The sequence below is a fragment of the Paraburkholderia franconis genome, from assembly GCF_009362735.1.
Classification (GTDB): Bacteria; Pseudomonadota; Gammaproteobacteria; order Burkholderiales; family Burkholderiaceae; genus Paraburkholderia; species Paraburkholderia franconis.
In genome coordinates, this window is sequence record NZ_WHNP01000047.1 from 21,286 (window position 1) to 39,357 (window position 18,072).

Consider the following 18,072-nt stretch of genomic DNA (forward strand, 5'->3'; position numbering starts at 1 on the left):
AGCACCGGCTACGCCTTCGGGTCGGTTGTCGATGCGCGCTGCCGGTCGAGAAATTTTTGCGCCTGCTCCCAGTGTGCGGGCGCGGTCCATGTCGCCACGAAGGCCGCGCGCTCCGCGTCGCGCGTTGCTTGCGCCAAGGCGCGGCGATGCGCGGCCGCGATCTGCTTCATTGCGCGAACCACGTGCGGCGCGCGACTGACGAACGGCTGCGCGAACTGCGCGACGCGTTCGTCGAGCGGCTGCGCCGGATCGCAGACGTCGTCGATCAGGCCGAGCGCGAGCGCTTCTTTCGCGTCCATCAACCGCGCTTCGGCGAGCACGCGCATCGCGCGCGCAGGGCCAAGCAGCGCGAACAGATCGGCCGAACCGCTGAAGCCCGTCGTGATGGCGAGTGTCGCCTGCACGAAGCCGATGCACGCATGCGCCGCCGCGACGCGGTAGTCGCACGCCACCGCCAGTTCCGCGCCGCCGCCCAGCGCCGTGCCGTTCAACGCGGCGATCACGGGCACGGGCGCCGCGCGGATCGCATCGAGCGCGGCGGCCGCGTGATCGAACAACGCGGCCGCATCGGCGACGCTGCGCAATGCGTCGAACTCGCGCAAGTCGCCGCCTGCCGCAAAGCTGCGCTCGCCCGCCGCCGTCAGCACGACGGCGTGCAATGCGGTGTCGTGCGCGGCATCGGCGAAAACATCGCGCAAGGCGTCGAGCGTCGCCCGGTTCAGTGCGTTGCGTTTGTCCGGGCGGTTGATCGTCACGTGAAGGACGCCGCTGCGCACATCCGCCAACACGTTCGCTTGCGCGTTCGTCTGCATATGAGCTTCGGCGTCGTGCCGGTCGGACATGGCTGTCTGTCTCCTCGGCGCGCCTCTTCAGTGGCCGTCCGCTTCGATCGCGCGCTTCGCTTCAAGCAGCACGGCGCCGATCCGCTCGATCTGATCTTCCATCCGGTGACGCGGTCCGGCGATGGCGATGCCCAGCACGTCGCGGTTCACGTCGACGGGCACCGCGACCGCGAACACATCGCTGACGCTCTCGCCCCGCGTCACGAAGTAGCCCTGCTCGCGTGACTGCGCGATGTCGTCGAACAGCGCATCGGCCGTCGTCATCGTGTTGTCCGTGACGCTCGACAGCGCGGCCTGCGCGAGGAAGCGTCGCAGCTCGCCGGCGTCGACCCGGCTCAGCATCGCCTTGCCGATCGACGTCGAATGCAGCGGCTTCAATGCGCCCGCCGCCGAGCTGTAGCGAATCGTCTGCGGCCCTTCCAGCACACGCAGATAGACGATTTCATCGTGCTGCCGCTTGCCGACGATCACGGTTTCCTGCGTCGCGTCCCGCAGCGTCTGAAGCTGAGGCTCGATGCGTTCGAGGTACGGATCGTTCGCGATGATCTTCGCCGCCATGTCGTACAGGCGGCGCGTGGGAAACAGGTCCTTCCTGCGGCTCGTCAGATACAGATAGCCGCGTTCGAGCAGCACCCGGACGATGCCGTGACTTGTGCTCACGGGCAGGCCTGCCGCCTCGGCGAGTTCGCTGAGCGTCATCGGACGCCCCTCGTTCTCGAATGCTTCGAAAATTCCCAGTGCGCGATCGGTCGGTTTCATTTCGTATATTCGAAAAATGATTTGGTATTTCGAAAACAAGTATAGGGAAATTGGCCGCCTATGCCAGCGTCGCGTGCTAGTGGAAAGCCCTGGTGCGCGTCTCTTGACGCTCGCGAAACGCTGCTTCACGCGCCGCGGCAGGACTTTGGCGCGATCCGGCGTGGCGTGAGCGTTCCTTGACACGTCAAAAACCGGCTCCTATATTTCGATCCAAACATTCCTAATATACGAAACGTCTTTCGAAATAGCGAAAAATACACGTCGAAGCGGCAGAGGGCAGCGATCTCATGCCGCGTTGCAGAGGCCATCGAAACGATTCGGATGACGAACGTTTCGCGATGCCCGAAGGCGGCGCAAGCCGGCGCACGATCAGGAGACAGACATGTGGATGACGGAGCTCGACAAGACTGAGCGGCGCACCATGGCCGGCTGCTTCCTGGGCTGGACACTCGATGCGCTCGACGTGCAGGTCTACAGCTTCGTCATCCCGACGTTGCTGATCAGCTGGCACATCACGGCAGCCGAAGCCGGCGTACTCGGCACGGTGACGCTGCTCGCATCGGCCATTGGCGGATGGCTCAGCGGACTCGCCGCTGACCGTTTCGGCCGTGTCGCCGTATTGCAGGCCACGATCCTCTGGTATGCGATCTTCACGTTCGCGTCGGGCTTCACGCAGAGCTACGAGCAGCTGTTCATCTGCCGCGCGCTGCAAGGCTTCGGCTTTGGCGGCGAATGGGCGGCGGGCGCCGTGCTGATCGGCGAAACGGTGCGAGGCGTCTATCGCGGCCGCGCAGTCGGCATCGTGCAGAGCGGATGGGCGGTGGGCTGGGGGCTGGCGGCGTTGCTGTTCGGCCTGTTCTTCTCGATCATGCCGGAGCATCTTGCATGGCGCGCGCTCTTCTGGATCGGCCTCGCGCCCGCGCTGCTGGTGTTCTGGGTGCGCCGGCACGTACCCGAGTCGGGCGTCTTCACGAAGGGACGACGCGAGCGCCCCAATCGCGGCATGCTGCGTCTGTTGCTCGCCATCTTTCGCGCCGACTATCTCGCGACGACGCTCAGGGTCTCCGCGCTCGCGACGGGATCGATTGGCGGCTCGTACACATTCCTGATCTGGCTGCCGACGTACCTGAAGACGACTCGCGGCCTCTCGGTCATCGGCACGACGGGCTATACGACGGTGATGATCGCCGGCGCGTTTGTCGGCTTCATTCTCGGCGCGTATCTGGCCGATTCGATCGGACGCAAGCGGACTTTCATGCTCAGCGCGATCGGCTCGGCGGTAATCCTCGGTGCCTACATGCTGATGCCGATCAGCAACGGCGCGATGCTCGTGCTCGGTTTTCCGCTCGGCCTCTGCGCGTTCATGATGTTCTCGCCGATGGGACCGTACATGACCGAGCTGTTCCCGACGCGCATCCGCGCTGCGGGGCAAGGCTTCTGCTACAACTTCGGCCGTGGCATCGGCGCGCTCTTTCCGGCTCTCGTCGGCAAGCTGACAAGCGTGATAGGACTGGGCAACGCGATCGCGGCGTTCGGCATCGCGGCTTATGCCGTCATGTTCCTCGCCGTGCTGCTGTTGCCCGAAACGCTCGGCAGGCCCTTGCCCGACGATGCCGAGCCGTCCCGGCAGTCCGAAAGCGGCGCCGCAAAGAGCTACACTCCGTCCTGATACCGATACCCTTCATGTCCGCAAGCTGCCAGGCACCACGCACGACGATCAGCACGCCCGAGCACAAGGCGCCGCCCGGCGCGTGCGACTGTCATATTCATATCGCCGGTCCGTTCGAACGCTTTCCGTTGAGCAAAGGCCGCGCGTATACGCCGCCCGAAGCGTCGCTGAGCCAGTACGAGCATGTGCAGGACGTGCTCGGCGTGCAGCGCGTCGTCATCGTGCAGCCCAGCTTCTACGGCACCGACAACCGTTGCACGCTCGATGCCGTGGCGCACTTCGGCGTGCAGTGCAGCCGCGCAGTCGTCGTGATCGACCCGCATATCGGCGATCCGGAGTTGCGGCTGATGCACGAAGCCGGCGTGCGTGGCGTGCGGGTCAATCTCGTGACGCCCGGCGGTCCGCCCGTCGAGCATCTGACGCAACTTTCGGAAAAGATCGCGCCGTTCGGCTGGCACACGCAGATCTACGCGAACGGCGCGGATCTGCCCGACCTGCTGCCGATACTGCGCCGCCTGCCCACCGACGTCGTCATCGATCACATGGGGCAGATACCTGCGGCGTGGGGCGCGGCGCATCCCGCCGTCACCGCGTTGCGCGCGCTGCTCGATGGCGGCCGTGCATGGTTGAAGCTATGCGGGTATCGTTGCTCGAACGACGGCTATCCGTTTCGCGATGTCGACGCGCTCGCGACACTCTTCGCCCGCGTGGCGACGGAACGTTGCGTGTGGGGCACCGATTGGCCTCATCCCAATCTCGAAGGCACGATGCCCGATGACGGCGAACTGCTCGACGCGCTGATGCGTTGGGCGCCGTCGATGCAGGCGCAGCAACGCATCCTCGTGGACAACCCTGTCACGCTCTACGGGTTCGACCCGCAATGAGCCGCGCCATCCGATGAATTCTGGAGATGACCATGCTGATGGAACACAACGTGCCGTCCGACGTGAAGTCGATGGTTTCCAAAGCGGAGTGGAATACGCGTGTCGACCTGGCCGCATGCTACCGGCTGATGCCCTATTTCGGCTTGAGCGATCTCGTGTACAACCACATCACCGCGCGCATTCCCGGCGACGAAACGCGCCTGCTGATCAACCCGTATGGCTACATGTACGAGGAGATCACGGCGTCGAGTCTCATCACGATCGATATCAACGGCAACGTGCTCTTCAATCCGAACAATGGCACCTACGGCGTCAACGCAGCCGGTTATGTGATTCACAGCGCGGTGCACGCGGCAAGGCATGACGTGAATTGCGTGATCCATACCCATAGCCGCGGCGGACTCGCTGTGTCGGCGCTGTCGTGCGGGCTCTTGCCGCTTACGCAAACGGCGATGCGCTTCAGTCCCGTTGCGTATCACGACTATCAGGGCGTGGCGATCAATCTCGAAGAACGCAAGATGCTCGCTGAAGACCTGGGCAATGCCGAAGCGATGATTCTGCGCAATCACGGTCTGCTGGTTGCAAGCGCATCGATACCGCAAGCCTTCAACGCGATTTACTGGCTGGAAAACGCGTGCCGCGCGCAAGTCGATGCGATGGCGTGCAATACGGAGCTTCATTTGCCGCCGCAGCATGTGATCGACAAGACGGCGCACCTGTACAAGCCGGAAACTCGCCGCCCTTATGGCGAAATGGAATGGCCCGCGATGCTGCGCTTTCTCGACCGACGGGACCCTTCGTATCGCAACTAGTCCGTGTATCACGCCGATCGCCGTACTCATGACTTGACCGGCAGACTTCGACAAAGATTGCGAAACTGATTAGGCTATCCCTGCAACGGCAACAGGAGAATCGAAATGACTGATGCCTACCGTAGCAAAGGCCTGTCCAGCGCAGTTTCGTATCAAGACCCGAAGGCCGCTTTTCGCTGGCTCGAAGCCGCATTCGGGTTCGAACCGCTGTTCGTGATCCTCGACAGTGACGGCAATCTCGCCCACTCCGAAATGTCATATGGCGATTCCGTCGTGATGGTCGGCAGCGAGTGGAGCGATGACCATAAGAGCCCGCGCTCGGTCGGCGGCAAGAACACGCAGTCCGTGCATGTGCAACTCGCCGAGGGCGAAGACATCGACGCTCATTGCGCCCATGCGCGCGCGGCGGGCGCGACGATTCTGACGGAACCGCAAACCCAGTTCTACGGTGATCGAACGTATCGTGCAAAGGACCCGGAGGGACACATCTGGACCTTCGGCGTCACCGTGCAAAAGATGACGCCTGAAGAATGGGATAAGGCGAGCGGGCTCGCCACCCGCACGCGGCTCGATTGAGCGCCCTGATCCAGTCAATGCCTGTGGGTCCGAGTGACGGCATAGCGTGCACCGCGCAAAAGGCTTTGCATCGCTGAACGAATTCACTTGCGCCTATCCGCGATAACGATAGCGTTCGATATTATTTGCGTGGCCGCAAGCGCCTCTCTACGATCTGGTGATCTTCATTTCGATTACCTTTGATCCTATGAGAACAACGAAGACGCTCAAGGCCGCGCTCCTTTCCCTTCTTCTGACTTGCGGCATCGTGAGCGCACAACCGGCGCTCGCAGCCGGTCAGACAGTGCGCGTCGGCATCATGTCCGGCGAGGACGAGGACGTCTGGCGCGCAGTCGCGACCAATGCGGCGAAGCACGGCATCACCGTGAAGGTCACGACGTTCTCCGACTACACGCAGCCGAACGAAGCGCTCGCGCAGCACGATCTCGATGCCAATTCGTTTCAGCACAAGCCCTATCTCGATGCGCAGATCGCAGCGCGCCACTATGACATCGTGCCAGTAGGCTTCACGTACGTGCAGCCAATCGGCCTCTACTCGCGCAAGGTGAAGTCGGTCGCCGCGCTGCCGCAGAACGCGACGATTGGCGTGCCGAACGATCCGAGCAACGAAGGCCGCGCACTGCTGCTGTTGCAGGCGAACGGGCTCATCAAGCTGCGCCCCGACGTCGGCCTGCTGCCGACGGCTCGCGACATCGCGGACAATCCGAAGCACATCCAGATCAAGGAGCTCGACGCGGGTATCGTCGGCCGCGCGATCGGCGATCTGGACGCGGCTGTCGTCAACACCGACTGGGCAATCAAGGCCGGCATCCAGATTCCGCAGGAACGCATCGCACAGGAGAAGGTGCCCGGCAATCCGTATCGCAACTTCATCGCGGTCAACACGAAAGATGCGAAAGCGGCCTGGGTGAAGACGCTCGTCGACAGCTATCAGCAGGCCAATGTCGCTTCGACGATCCTGACCGTTTATCACGGCGCGACGCTGCCGGCATGGGAGGGCGCGCCACAGCATTGATGCTGCGCCCGGCGCAAACAGCGCCGCGCACTTCACTCACGGTTTCGGGGCGCGCTTCGAGTCGCGCCCCCGCGACACATGACCGTGCCCGCTCCCAAAGACTCGCCCTCTCCTTTCGCTCCGTCCTTCTGCCATGTCCACGATCAACACGTCGCGCGATCGCCGCGCGTTCCTGAAACTTTCGCTCGGTGCTGTTGCGGCAGCGGCCTCGACTGCCGTTGTACCCGTTTCGTTGGCCCAAGCGGCAACGCCGCGCACGCTGCGCATCGGCAACCAGAAGGGTTATCTGAATCTGCTCAAAGGACGCGGCACGCTCGAAAAGCGGCTCGCTCCGCTCAACGTATCGGTGAGCTGGACGGAGTTCGCGGCAGGCCCCGTGCAACTGGAAGCGTTAAATGTCGGCTCGATCGATTTCGGCGATGTCGGCGAAGCGCCGCCGATCTTCGCGCAGGCAGCGGGCGCGCCGTTGACGTATGTAGCGGCAACGGTCACGCGGCCCCAGTCCGAAGCCGTGCTCGTGCCGCCGCAATCGACGATACGCTCGGTAGCGGACCTGAAGGGAAAGAGAATTGCGCTCAACAAGGGCAGCAACGTCCACTACTTTCTGGTGAAGCTGCTGCGTCAGCATGGCTTGCAATACAGCGACGTCAACCTGGTCTTCCTCGCGCCCGCCGACGCGCGGGCCGCATTCGAGCGGGCATCCATCGACGCTTGGGTCATCTGGGACCCGTTCTTCGCGGCAGCGGAGAAATCGCTGGGCGCGCGCGTGATTGCGGATGCGAGCGGCGTCGTAGGCAATCGCGCGTACTACTTTTCGTCGCAGACGTATGCAGCGAAGAACCCCGACGTGATCCGGATTCTGATCGAAGAACTCGACAAGGTCGATCAGTGGGGCAAGCAGAACAAGGATCAACTGGCGAGCGAGCTGGCGCAGCTATGGGGCTTGCCGAAGCCCGTCGTCGATGCAGCCGTGGGCCGGCAGCAGTTCGGCACGCAGCCGATTACCCGCGCGATCCTCGGCGAGCAGCAACAGATCGCGGATACGTTCCTCGATCTTGGCCTCATTCCGAAGCACGTCGATGTGCTGAAAGCGGCGCCGCCGAATCTCGCGTAGCGTACGCAACGACCGCGCGCGCGATCTACGCAGAGCCGGCCCGTCTTGCTCCCACAGCCGGAAGCGCGCGTTGCGCGGCCAGCCCGGGCGAAGCGAACATATCGACCAGTTGATCGCGCAACCAGCGATGCGCGGGCACGGTCTCGTTGCGCTGATGCCAGAACAGGCTGATCACGCGATCGGGCGCCTCGAGCGGCGCGCGCACGCTCACGAGTTCGCCGTCGCCGCTGCGTTCGCACAGATCGCGCGGCAACACGGCGATCAGATCGCTTGCACGGATGATCTCGCACGCGACCGTGTAATGGTTGACCGTCGCGACGAGGTTGCGCTTCAATCCGCGCGACGCAAGAAAGCTGTCGAATGACGGTTGCGTCTGTCCCGCAAGACTGATGTCGACGTGGCTTGCATTCAGAAAGCGCCGCGTCGTCAGCCGGCCTGGCGCCGCAAGCGGATGGCCGCGCCGCATCAGGCACGCGTAGTCCACCGTCCAGAGCGAGCGCGAGCGGATGTGCGCGGGCGGCAGCGTCTCGTTCACGTAAACGCCGATCACGCAATCGACACGATTGCCTTCGAGCAGCGCCGGCGCATCGAGCAGAATGTTCGGCACGGTATGCCATTGCAGGCGCGGCGCGCTTTCGCTGAACCGCTCGATCAGGCGCGGCATCACGATCCCCGCAACGTAATCCGACATCGACAGACTGAAGCTGACCTGCGCGTTGCCCGGCGAGAACGTCTCCTCGTCGAGCGCGGCGCGAATGCGGCTCAGCGAATCGCCGACAGGCCCCCAGAGCGCCATCGCGCGTTGTGTCGGCGTGACGCCCGCGCCGTTGCGCACGAACAGCGGATCGTCGAAAGCCTCGCGCAAGCGGCTCAGCGCATTGCTGACGGCGGGCTGCGTAAGCGACAGCTTGGTTGCGGCCCGCGTGACGGCGCCTTCCGTCATCAAGGCTTCGAATACCTTCAGCAGGTTCAGATCGAGTGACCGGAAGCTCATTGCTGTCCATTCACGAGGTCAATGTACGAGATCAAGAATATAAATATTTATGACGTTCGACAAGCCATAGAATCGGCCTCAATCAGAAGGGGCCGTGCGCACGTGATCGTTGCGCCGGCCCACTCCGTCAGGCCGAGCGACTATCGCGACTACAGGAGCACACCCGTGTCGAACGTCACCGTGTCAAATGTTTCTGCACGCATCGAACGCCTTCCGTTTGGACGCTTTCACGGACACCTGCTGCTGATGGGCGGCCTCGGCTACGCCTTCGACGCGATGGATGCCGCCGCCGTCGCCTTCGTGCTGCCCGTGCTGCGCCACGACTGGAGCCTGTCCAGCGTGCAGACGGGCGTGCTCGGCAGCGGCAACTTCATCGGCTTCTTTTTCGGCGCGCTGCTCGCGGGCACGCTCGGCGACCTGATCGGCCGACGCAAGGTGATGATGTCGGCGCTGCTGATCTACTGCGTCGCCTCCGTCGTCAGCGCGATGACCGATTCGTGGCCGACGTTTCTCGCCGCACGGATCGTGGCCGGCATGGGAACAGGTGCCGAGAGCGCGATCATCGCGCCCTACCTCGCCGAGTTCGTGGCGAAGCGGTATCGGGGCATCTTCACGGGTGCGCTGGCCGGGTTCTTTTCATTCGGCTTCGTGGCTGCCGCGCTGCTCGGATACTTCATCGTGCCGGCGTTCGATGCGGGCTGGCGCGTCGTGCTTCTCATCACCGCCGTGCCGATCCTGATGCTGCTATGGTGGCGCCGCGCGCTGCCCGAGTCGCCTCGCTGGCTGGAAAGCCGCGGGCATACGGATGAAGCGGTGCGTGTGCTAGATCACATCGAGGCCGCTTTCGCCGCGCGCGGCATCGTCCTGCCGGAGCCTGAGCCGACGGGTCCGCGCAGTGAGCCTTCGATCTCGACGGGCACGCTATCCGCGAATTTCCGCGTGTTGTGGACGGGACGCCAGGCGCGCATCACGACGATGACATGGCTGATGTGGCTGTCGATCACGTTCAGCTACTACGCGTTCTTCACGTGGATTCCCGGCCTGCTCGTCCAGCATGGCATGAGTATCACGCGCAGCTTCGGCTATTCGGTCGCGATGTATGTCGCGCAGGTGCCGGGCTACTTCAGCGCGTCGTGGTTCAACGAACGCATCGGACGGCAAGCGACAATCGCGTCGTACATGCTGTTCGGCTGCGCGTGCGCGCTGGGCATGGCCTTCGCCGGCACCAACGGCGAGATCATGGCAGCGGGCATCGGTCTGTCGTTCTTCATGAACGGCACGTATGCGGGCGTCTATGCGTACACGGCGGAAGTGTTTCCGACGGCCGTGCGCACGACGGGTGCCGGAACGGCATCGGCGATCGGCCGGATCGGCGCGATCGTGTCGCCGATACTCGTCGGCTATCTGTATCCGAAGTTCGGATTCGCGGGCGTGTTCGGCGTGACGACCGTCGTCCTGTTGCTCGGCGCGATTTCCGTGGTGATGATGGGCGTGCCGACGCGCGGACGCTCGCTCGAAGACATCGCCGCAGGAGAAGCGGTATGAACGACAAACGCGAACGCGGATTGCAGGCCTTCGGATTGCAGCCTTTCTTCGCGCTGGCTCGCGCGCAGGCCCACGCAAATCAGCCGGCGACGCTCTATCGCGCACTCGATACGGTCCTCGCCGAAACGATTGGGCACACGCTCTTTACGATCTTGCGCTACGACGCCACGACAAACGAATCGGCGCGCGTCTACAGCAATCTGCCGAACGAATATCCGACGGCGGCCAAAAAGCCACTCGCGGGCGGCAGCTGGGTCGATACGGTGCTGACGCGCGGCGACGCGTTCATCGGCAGAACGGCGGACGATCTGCGTGCGGTGTTCCCCGACCACGAGCTGATCGCGTCGCTCGGTTGCGAAAGCGTGCTGAACGTGCCCGTGCGCTGGAAGGGACGCACGCTGGCGTCGCTGAACCTGTTGCATACGCGAGCCTGGTATCGGGACGATCACGTTCCGTTCGCACAGTCGCTCGCGCAGTTCGCCCTGCCGACACTGCTCGACGACGCTTGACAACGACGCGTGCGATCGGCAGCGGAGCGATTCACTGATGCAAACGATTGACGCAACCCATTGACGCAACCCAGAGGGGAATCGAATGGAAAGCATTCTGTTCGCGAACGCAAACGTGCTCGATGTCGAGCGGGGCGAACTGCGCGAAGCGCATCACGTGCTGGTCGAAAACGGCCTCATCAAGGAAGTGTCCGACAGGCCTTTGAAGAGCGCGGCCGCGCGCGAGATCGACCTGCGAGGCAAGACGTTGATGCCAGGATTGATCGACCTGCATGTGCATGTGGTGGCCGTACAGTTGAACCTCGCGCAGCAGGTGCACATGCCGAATGTGCTCGTCACGTTGCGCTCGGTGCCCATCATGCGCTCGATGCTGCGGCGCGGATTCACCACCGTGCGCGACGCGGGCGGCGCAGGGTATCCGCACAAGCAGGCCGTGGAGAGCGGGCTGGCCGTCGGTCCGCGTCTGTTCGTTGCGGGGCGCGCGCTCAGTCAGACGGGCGGCCACGGCGACATGCGCGCGCGTTCGGACTACATGGGCGACAGCGCGCCGTGCGGCTGCTGTGTGCGGGTGGGTGCACTCGCTCGCGTCGCGGATGGCGTCGACGCAGTGCGCCGCGCCGCGCGCGAAGAATTGCAGATGGGCGCCGACCATCTGAAGATCATGGCCTCGGGCGGCGTCGCATCGCCGACGGACCCCGTCGGCGCGTTCGGCTACGCGGAAGACGAAGTGCGCGCGATCGTCGACGAAGCGCGCGCGCGTCATACCTACGTGATGGCGCACGCGTACACGGCCGAGGCGATTGCGCGCGTCGTGCGTTGGGGCGTGCGCACGATCGAGCACGGCAATCTGATCGACGCGCCCACGGCAAGACTGATGGCCGAGATGGGCGCCTATGTGGTGCCGACGCTCGCCACATATGAAGCGCTGGCCTCGGAGGGCGCGCAATATGGTCTCGGCGAAGAGAGCGTCGCGAAGATCGCCGACGTGCGCGAGGCGGGGCTGCGTTCGCTGGAGATCTATCGCGATGCGGGCGTGAAGATGGGTTTCGGCTCGGACCTGCTGGGGCCGTCGCAACGCCTGCAAAGCGATGAGTTCCGCATCCGCGCCGAAGTGCTCGGCAATGCCGCGACGCTCGCCTGCGCGACCACGACGGCCGCCGATGTGCTCGGCCTGCCGGAGAAGCTCGGGCGCATCGCGCCTGACGCATGGGCGGACCTGATCGTCGTGGATGGCGATCCGCTGCGCGACATCTCGTGTCTGCTCGGGCAAGGCGAACGTATTCCGCTCGTGATGAAAGGTGGCGCGATCGAGTTCGGAGAGTTGTGAGGGCGCTTTGGTTTTATGTCCCGCTTCTCGACATTGCCATGTCGTCTGCGAAAGCCCTCTAGCATCGTCGTTAGCCTCGCGACCCACGCGCAACAGATCGCTCACGGTGTCCTCGGGCAATAGCAGACCTTCGTCGCGATGCCGTGCGGCGTTGCGCGCCTCGATCTCGCCCGGGTAGAAGACTTCGCTCACGCCCGCCGCCGCCGGCGTCGCCTTGTGCTCGTGCGCATTGTGCTGATCTGGCTCATCACGCTGCCTGTCACGATGGTTGGGGCAGGCGTGATCTTTTATCTGTTGGCCAATCCGAAGCTCTAGCGTGCGGGCGTCGCCTGCCATCGCGTGCTTTACCTGCTCAGTGTCGCCACGCCGCGCCAGTGAAATAAGCCCCTGGGCATCCGGGCAAAAGGATCCTGGGGATCTCACCGCGTCGGTGAATGAAGAGCCAACAAGACTCACACGGGCGCCAATATGCAGGCTCGTGATCGGCAATGAGAGGATGCCCATGAACGCATCGGTCGTCTCCGCGCTAGCCGCGCTGGTTGGCGCCGCAATCGGCGGCCTGACTTCGGTTCTTGCCACATGGCTGACCCAACGCACTCAGGTTCGCGCGGAATGGCGAGCGCATGATCGCATCCGGCGGCAGGAACTCTACAAGGAGTTCATCGAGGACGCGACGAAATGCTATGTGCACGCGCTCCAGCACAATCAGCCCGACCTCCCGGCGCTCGGCAACCTCTACGCGAAGATCAGCCGCATGCGAGTCCAGTCGTCGCGTGAAGTCGGCGGCGTCCCCTTCGAAGGGCAGGTCGATGTGATAGCCAGTCGTGCCGGTCGCTTCGCAACATGTCCTTGGCGTGCCGCTGCGATTACGCCGACGGCTCTGGTCCAGATTGCCCCGCCGCGCGAAGCATCGCCTCGATGCCAAGTCGCACATCCGCATCCGTAGTGGCCCAGTTCGAAACGCTGATGCGCATGGCTTTGCGACCCTGCCACATCGTTGCGCCGCACCAGCAGACGCCCTCGGCCTGAAGACGGCCGATCACGGCTTGCGTGACTTCAGGCGATCCGAACGACACGAGCACCTGATTCAGCACAACCTCGTTGAGTATCTCGAACCCATGCTCTGCGAGACCTTGAGCGAACGCTCGGGCATGACGGCATGACCTGTCGATGAGATCTTCGATGCCGTCGCGGCCGAGATTCAGAAGCGCAGTCCATACCTCGACGCCGCGCGCTCGCCTCGACGATTCGGGTGTGTAGTGCGACGGTTCACGATCGCCTTCGATACCCTCGCCCAGATACGCGGCGCTGGCCGACATCGCCGCATGGAGATCAGCCGGCTTGCGAACAAGGACAATACCGCTGTCATAGGGAACGTTGAGCCATTTGTGCGCGTCCGTCGCCCATGAATCAGCCTCGTTCAGCCCCTCGGTCAATGCGGCGAGGCGAGGACTCGAAAGCGCCCACAGACCAAAGGCGCCATCGACATGCACCCATGCGCCGGCTTCCCTGGCCCGGCGACAGACCTCCGCCGCAGGATCGAAGTTGCCGGTGTTCACGTTGCCGGCCTGGATGCAAACAATCGTGCCGTCATCCAGTTCCGGAAGACGATCGATCTGCAGTCGTCCCTGGCGATCGGTCGGCACACGAATCACACGTTCGCGCCCAAGACCGAGCAGCGCGAGTGCTTTCAACACGGTCACGTGAACTTCGTCACTGACGATCACCGTCAGTTCGGGCGCGCCATAGAGCCCTCGCGCTTCCACGTCCCAGCCTTGTCGGGCGAGAAGCGCGTGGCGTGCAGACGCCAACGCTGCCAGGTTCGCCATCGAGGCGCCCGTGACGAAGGCGCCCCCAATGCCATCCGGCAACGTAAAGAGGTCCGTCAACCATTGCAGTGACACGTCCTCTAGCGTCGCGGCGATCGGGGACGTCCACCGAAAGCTGGCGTTCTGGTCCCACGCCGTAGCCAGCCAGTTCGCAGCAACGGTGGCCGGCAGCGCGCCGCCGATGACCAGACCGAGGTACCGTCCGCCCGCAGTAGCGATGGTCGCTGGAGAGCCGATCTCATCGAGTCGACGCAACACCTCGCGTGCATCCAAACCTCTCCGCGGAAGCGGATGTTTCAATTCGTCGAGACGTTGCAGGTCCTCGGGCGATGCGATCACCGGCCGATGGCGAACAGATTGCAAATAAGTGACGGCTCGTTGAGCGGCGTCTTGCAAGACTTCGCTCGTCGTCTTTGCGTCCATTTTGTAGCCCCTTACGTGGCGATTTGCTGAATGGCTCTTTGATTGCTCATCTGATTGCTCATTGATTGTTACGTCACTGCGGAATCCTGCCGAAGCCAGTCGATGAGACCGTCAATTGCAGGCGTAATGGTACGCCCGTGCGGCACGACGACGTAATATGAATCGCTCACCTTCAACGAGGCGACCGGGAGCCGGACGAGTTCACCCGTTTCAACCAGACCGTGTACCAGTTTTCCCCACCCAAGGGCGATGCCCTGCCCGTAGCGTGCGGCCTCTATGGCGTCCGTATAAAGGCTGCAGCGTAGCGCAAAGTTCAATCGCACCGGCCTGAAGCCCAAAACCTGAAACCATTCTTCCCACCTCATCCAGCCTTCCGAAGTCGCATCGGACTCGATGAGCGCGGCGTTTGCGACTTCCTGGAGCGATTCTGGCGTGCCTCGCGACTTCACCCACTCCGGCGAACAGACGGGGAAAACTTCCTCGTCGAAAAGGAGGGTTGCGGAACCATCGCCCCATTGCCCGTTGCCGAATCGAACGGCGACATCGATCTCCTTGGGTCGGAGATCAGCGGTGAACATCTGCGTGGAGATGCGAAGCTGAAGATCCGGTTGTGCCTTCTTCAGCGATGCCAGCCGGGGCAAGAGGCAAAAATGCGTGAAGGCCGATGTTGCTGCAAGCACCACTTCCTGCTGGACCGGCCCGCTGGATAACCGGTCGAATACGCCGGCAATCTTCTGCATCGACTCGGCGATCACGAGATACAGAGCCTCGCCTTCATCAGTGAGTTCGATTGAACGATGCAGACGATTGAAGAGCCGGGTCCCAAGCGTTTCCTCGAGAAACTTGATCTGCCGACTGACTGCCGCTTGAGTCACTCCCAGTTCATCGGCTGCCAGCGTGAAGCTGCTATGACGTGCGACCGCCTCGAATTCGACGAGGGCAGTCACCGAAGGGATGAGCCGCCGGTATCCCTTGGTCCGCGCGGTTGCCGGTTTCATTTGGCTCAAGTACGCGTGGGCTGCGAACGGGAAACTAATGTCGACCCGGTGTGAGCCACGACCAGCACGGTACAGCCCTCTTTCGACGATGTACTATGCCGCGAACCGGCCGGATACGATACTGTGTGCCCGGGAAGAAAATCCGTGCCGTCGTTGTCAGTGAACACACCATCGAGAATCAAGATCAGCTCCGTCGAGTCGTGCTGATGCTCCAATGAACGCGCGCCGGGTTGCAAACGCATCCAGTAGCTACTCCACGCTCCGTTCTCGTCGTCGGCAACTGGAATCCAGAAGAAACCCGGAAGCACCGTTTCTCCGATTTTCATTGGCCGCCAGTCGCGTTCATCGATTGAATACCAACGACGACCCTCTTTGATGTGCAATCTAAAGAACACCATTTCGTCGCGCATAGGCTCGGTTGTCATTTTCTTCAACGTCCAATGTATGAACAAAAGGGGGAAATCCTGCTTCTCGTGCCCTCGTGCCTGGGTCGCTCGCTGTCTCCAGCGTCCCGGCGCTTGACGCCGAACCGCGAACCACGTCGCGCTACGCATCCGCCAGCACTTGCGATTGACCCTGCGGTCGCGCGACACGATAGGCATTCGGTGATTCGCCGAATTCCTTTCTGAACTCGCGGCCAAGATGCGAAGCGTCAGAGAAGCCGCATGACGTGGCAATGTCAGCGACAGTACGGTCCGAACTCGTGAGCAGCCACGACGCCATCCGTATCCGGATCTGGCGTGCATAGGCCTGAGGTGATTTGCCCGTCTCCGACGTAAAGAGACGCTCAAGCTGCCGGACCGACATCTCGAGACGTCGCGCCAACTCCGCGAGGCTCAATGGCTGCCCAATGTGCTGCTCCATCAACAGGATGGCTCGTCTTACCTTCGGATGTGTCGCGGGTTCGAGTCCTGGCGGGTGTGGCTGAGGCGCATTCCCTTTCTGCGCGTCATCGACGAGCATGATACGCAGCGCCTTTTGTACGACCGTCGCTTCGAAGTGGCGCAACAGAATGGCCGCGGCAACATCGATCGAAGCACGCCCGCCCGAACACGTAATGCGCCGTCGGTCGATCACGAACAGCCGGTCCGCAACGAGATTGCGTTCATCGACGCCCGGAAAGCGCTCGACAAAGTCCCAGTAGTGGAACCAGCTCACGCACATGCGATACCCGTCCATCACTTCGGCTCGCATCAACGCAAACACCCCGGTGCAAATTCCGACCAACGTGGCAGATGTTGTCGCTGCGTCATGAATGAACTGAAGCGTGGCTTTGCTTGCGGACGGTCCCGAGTGCAGCAATCCACCGACGACCACGACGTAATCGAAGGACCCGGCCTCTTCGAAGGTCATCCAGGGCGCGACCTGAATTCCGCAGCTTGCCCTGACAGGAACAAGCGATTCGCCGACGATGGTCCACGAACAGCGAACCGGTCTGCTCATGTCTCCTTCATCGCTCGCGAGCCTCAGTACATCGACGAAACCGGAAAATGCCGTCAAGGTGAAATTGGGCAACAGGACGATTCCAAAGCGGAGTGGCCGCGTGGTACCGGCTTTGGGGCTGATAAGGTCGCTAAACATGGGACTGCCTGCACTAACGCTCGAAAAGTCACGCTTGAAAAGTCGACCAGGATTCCAACGACGAAGCTGCCCGCGCTCTCCCAACTGACATCTGCAAAGTCTATTTGGTCGTTTCAGTTTCGGCGCTCCGCCATTCGCGCATCATCGCGCCCACTTCCTCTCCGAGCCATTCACGGAACTGAAGATATTCCGGACGAAGCTTTGCGTTCTTATGCGTTATCAAATAGTGGTGACGGTCGTGAAATTCGAGCACATCTTGCACGGGTCGAATCAGTAGCCCTTGTTCGACCTGACGATGGACGAGATGATGCCAGCCAAGCAAGGTGCCCTCACCCGCTTCGGCTTGCGATACAAGGAGACGATAGTCGTTGCTCTCCAGATGCTCGTTTTCGATCATCCTTTCAGTGCCATCGCCTTGCTGAAACCAGTTTCGCCACACGGACCAGTCGACATGCTCGCAAATCTGCGCGCGCCCCAACAACGAGAGGTTCAACGTCGCGTGCGATAGAAGATCCAGGGGCTTCACAGACCTGCCATGAAAGTGGCGCTCGTAAAACGACCGGCTGCAGACGGGATATACGACGTCGTGAAAAAGCGGCTCGACTTCGTACTCCGCCTCACGCGGTGGATTCTTGGTGATGATCACGTCGGGTTCCATGAGCTCGTCGAGCTCCATGAAATGCTCCGTCACCATCACGTGCAATCGGATATCCGGGAACCGCTTGCGGAACGAGGGCAGCCTGAACGACAGCCATAGCGCCGAGAAAGTATGCGAGACACAAATCGTCAGCGCATGCCTGTCGGTTCGACGCACCGCCTGGGCCGCTTCGGCGATGTTCATGATCGACAGATAGGACGCGTTGTACAGAATGCGCCCCGCGTCGGTGAGCGCGATGTGCCGCCCGGTCCGCTCGAACAGGGCGACTTCCAGCGAGTCTTCGAGCTCCTTGATTTGTCGGCTGATTGCCGCCTGCGTGACGCAAAGCACTTCTGCGGCCTGCGTAAAACTTTCGTACCGTGCAGCCGTGACGAAGCATTTCAGCGCCCGTAACGACGGCATTTGAGCGAGTAATCGGTCGGCAAACACCTGTTTCTTTTGCATGGCTTTCACCTGTGAAGCGGAAACGCCCGGGTGGCCCGAAGACAACCCGGTCAACGCTGCGCACTGCCCCGTGACAATGCGTAGACTGCGCGC

At 62.5% G+C, this 18,072-nt stretch carries 19 protein-coding genes; 10 read left to right on the forward strand and 9 right to left on the reverse strand.

Translation table 11 applies throughout. From position 1 onward, the window contains the following. Positions 1 to 8: 8 nt before the first annotated feature. Both GCT13_RS33375 and GCT13_RS33380 read right to left on the reverse strand, forming a co-directional pair. Positions 9 to 842, reverse strand: a complete 834-nt coding sequence (locus GCT13_RS33375) for an enoyl-CoA hydratase/isomerase family protein (RefSeq protein WP_227747132.1) — start codon at positions 840 to 842, stop codon at positions 9 to 11. Positions 843 to 869: 27 nt separating this feature from the next. Then, positions 870 to 1,601, reverse strand: coding sequence for an IclR family transcriptional regulator (locus GCT13_RS33380; protein WP_152765672.1), 732 nt, complete (start codon positions 1,599 to 1,601; stop codon positions 870 to 872). 382 nt (positions 1,602 to 1,983) lie between these two features. Here GCT13_RS33380 and GCT13_RS33385 point away from each other — a divergent pair, with 382 nt between their 5' ends. The 6 genes from GCT13_RS33385 to GCT13_RS33410 all read left to right on the forward strand — a co-directional run bounded on the left by GCT13_RS33385 (position 1,984) and on the right by GCT13_RS33410 (position 7,671). After that, positions 1,984 to 3,270 carry an MFS transporter gene (locus GCT13_RS33385; protein ID WP_152765675.1) on the forward strand — a complete coding sequence of 429 codons (1,287 nt, stop codon included), beginning with the start codon at positions 1,984 to 1,986 and terminating at the stop codon, positions 3,268 to 3,270. 14 nt (positions 3,271 to 3,284) lie between these two features. Beyond that, the gene (locus tag GCT13_RS33390) at positions 3,285 to 4,154 is read left to right on the forward strand and encodes an amidohydrolase family protein (protein ID WP_152765678.1); all 870 of its coding nucleotides are present in this window, start codon (positions 3,285 to 3,287) and stop codon (positions 4,152 to 4,154) included. A 32-nt stretch (positions 4,155 to 4,186) separates the two neighbouring features. After that, a complete protein-coding gene (locus tag GCT13_RS33395; RefSeq protein WP_152765681.1) occupies positions 4,187 to 4,966 on the forward strand; it encodes a class II aldolase/adducin family protein in 780 nt (259 codons plus the stop codon). Between the two features lie 105 nt (positions 4,967 to 5,071). Beyond that, a complete protein-coding gene (locus tag GCT13_RS33400) occupies positions 5,072 to 5,542 on the forward strand; it encodes a VOC family protein (protein WP_152765684.1) in 471 nt (156 codons plus the stop codon). A 187-nt stretch (positions 5,543 to 5,729) separates the two neighbouring features. Continuing rightward, entirely contained in the window at positions 5,730 to 6,557 is an 828-nt protein-coding gene (locus GCT13_RS33405; protein WP_152765687.1) for a MetQ/NlpA family lipoprotein, read from the forward strand. Between the two features lie 133 nt (positions 6,558 to 6,690). Further along, positions 6,691 to 7,671: a sulfonate ABC transporter substrate-binding protein gene (locus tag GCT13_RS33410; protein ID WP_152765689.1), complete on the forward strand. Its 981-nt coding sequence runs from the start codon at positions 6,691 to 6,693 to the stop codon at positions 7,669 to 7,671. A gap of 25 nt (positions 7,672 to 7,696) precedes the next feature. Here GCT13_RS33410 and GCT13_RS33415 read toward each other — a convergent pair whose 3' ends face one another. Next, complete coding sequence (locus tag GCT13_RS33415; protein ID WP_152765692.1) at positions 7,697 to 8,665, reverse strand: LysR family transcriptional regulator; 969 nt, start codon at positions 8,663 to 8,665, stop codon at positions 7,697 to 7,699. A 180-nt stretch (positions 8,666 to 8,845) separates the two neighbouring features. Here GCT13_RS33415 and GCT13_RS33420 point away from each other — a divergent pair, with 180 nt between their 5' ends. From GCT13_RS33420 to GCT13_RS48655, 4 genes are all read left to right on the forward strand, one after another. Next, positions 8,846 to 10,210 carry an MFS transporter gene (locus GCT13_RS33420; protein WP_321574792.1) on the forward strand — a complete coding sequence of 455 codons (1,365 nt, stop codon included), beginning with the start codon at positions 8,846 to 8,848 and terminating at the stop codon, positions 10,208 to 10,210. After that, on the forward strand, positions 10,207 to 10,719 hold the full coding sequence (locus tag GCT13_RS33425; RefSeq protein ID WP_152765695.1) for a GAF domain-containing protein: 513 nt from the start codon (positions 10,207 to 10,209) through the stop codon (positions 10,717 to 10,719). The genes GCT13_RS33420 and GCT13_RS33425 overlap by 4 nt, the downstream gene beginning before the upstream one ends. Positions 10,720 to 10,804: 85 nt before the next feature. After that, positions 10,805 to 12,046 carry a metal-dependent hydrolase family protein gene (locus tag GCT13_RS33430; protein ID WP_152765698.1) on the forward strand — a complete coding sequence of 414 codons (1,242 nt, stop codon included), beginning with the start codon at positions 10,805 to 10,807 and terminating at the stop codon, positions 12,044 to 12,046. 138 nt (positions 12,047 to 12,184) lie between these two features. Further along, complete coding sequence (locus tag GCT13_RS48655) at positions 12,185 to 12,361, forward strand: hypothetical protein (RefSeq protein WP_193727821.1); 177 nt, start codon at positions 12,185 to 12,187, stop codon at positions 12,359 to 12,361. Positions 12,362 to 12,572: 211 nt separating this feature from the next. Here GCT13_RS48655 and GCT13_RS48660 read toward each other — a convergent pair whose 3' ends face one another. The 6 genes from GCT13_RS48660 to GCT13_RS33460 form a co-directional block, all read right to left on the reverse strand. After that, positions 12,573 to 12,971, reverse strand: coding sequence for a hypothetical protein (locus tag GCT13_RS48660; RefSeq protein ID WP_193727822.1), 399 nt, complete (start codon positions 12,969 to 12,971; stop codon positions 12,573 to 12,575). Further along, positions 12,913 to 14,271 carry a pyridoxal phosphate-dependent decarboxylase family protein gene (locus tag GCT13_RS33440; RefSeq protein ID WP_227747133.1) on the reverse strand — a complete coding sequence of 453 codons (1,359 nt, stop codon included), beginning with the start codon at positions 14,269 to 14,271 and terminating at the stop codon, positions 12,913 to 12,915. The genes GCT13_RS48660 and GCT13_RS33440 overlap by 59 nt, the downstream gene beginning before the upstream one ends. Positions 14,272 to 14,366: 95 nt before the next feature. Beyond that, entirely contained in the window at positions 14,367 to 15,296 is a 930-nt protein-coding gene (locus GCT13_RS33445) for a LysR substrate-binding domain-containing protein (RefSeq protein ID WP_152765704.1), read from the reverse strand. 5 nt (positions 15,297 to 15,301) lie between these two features. Beyond that, complete coding sequence (locus tag GCT13_RS33450) at positions 15,302 to 15,721, reverse strand: cupin domain-containing protein (RefSeq protein WP_152765749.1); 420 nt, start codon at positions 15,719 to 15,721, stop codon at positions 15,302 to 15,304. A gap of 121 nt (positions 15,722 to 15,842) precedes the next feature. After that, complete coding sequence (locus tag GCT13_RS33455; protein ID WP_152765707.1) at positions 15,843 to 16,877, reverse strand: GlxA family transcriptional regulator; 1,035 nt, start codon at positions 16,875 to 16,877, stop codon at positions 15,843 to 15,845. Between the two features lie 100 nt (positions 16,878 to 16,977). After that, on the reverse strand, positions 16,978 to 17,979 hold the full coding sequence (locus GCT13_RS33460) for a LysR substrate-binding domain-containing protein (RefSeq protein ID WP_152765752.1): 1,002 nt from the start codon (positions 17,977 to 17,979) through the stop codon (positions 16,978 to 16,980). Between the last annotated feature and the right edge of the window lie 93 nt (positions 17,980 to 18,072).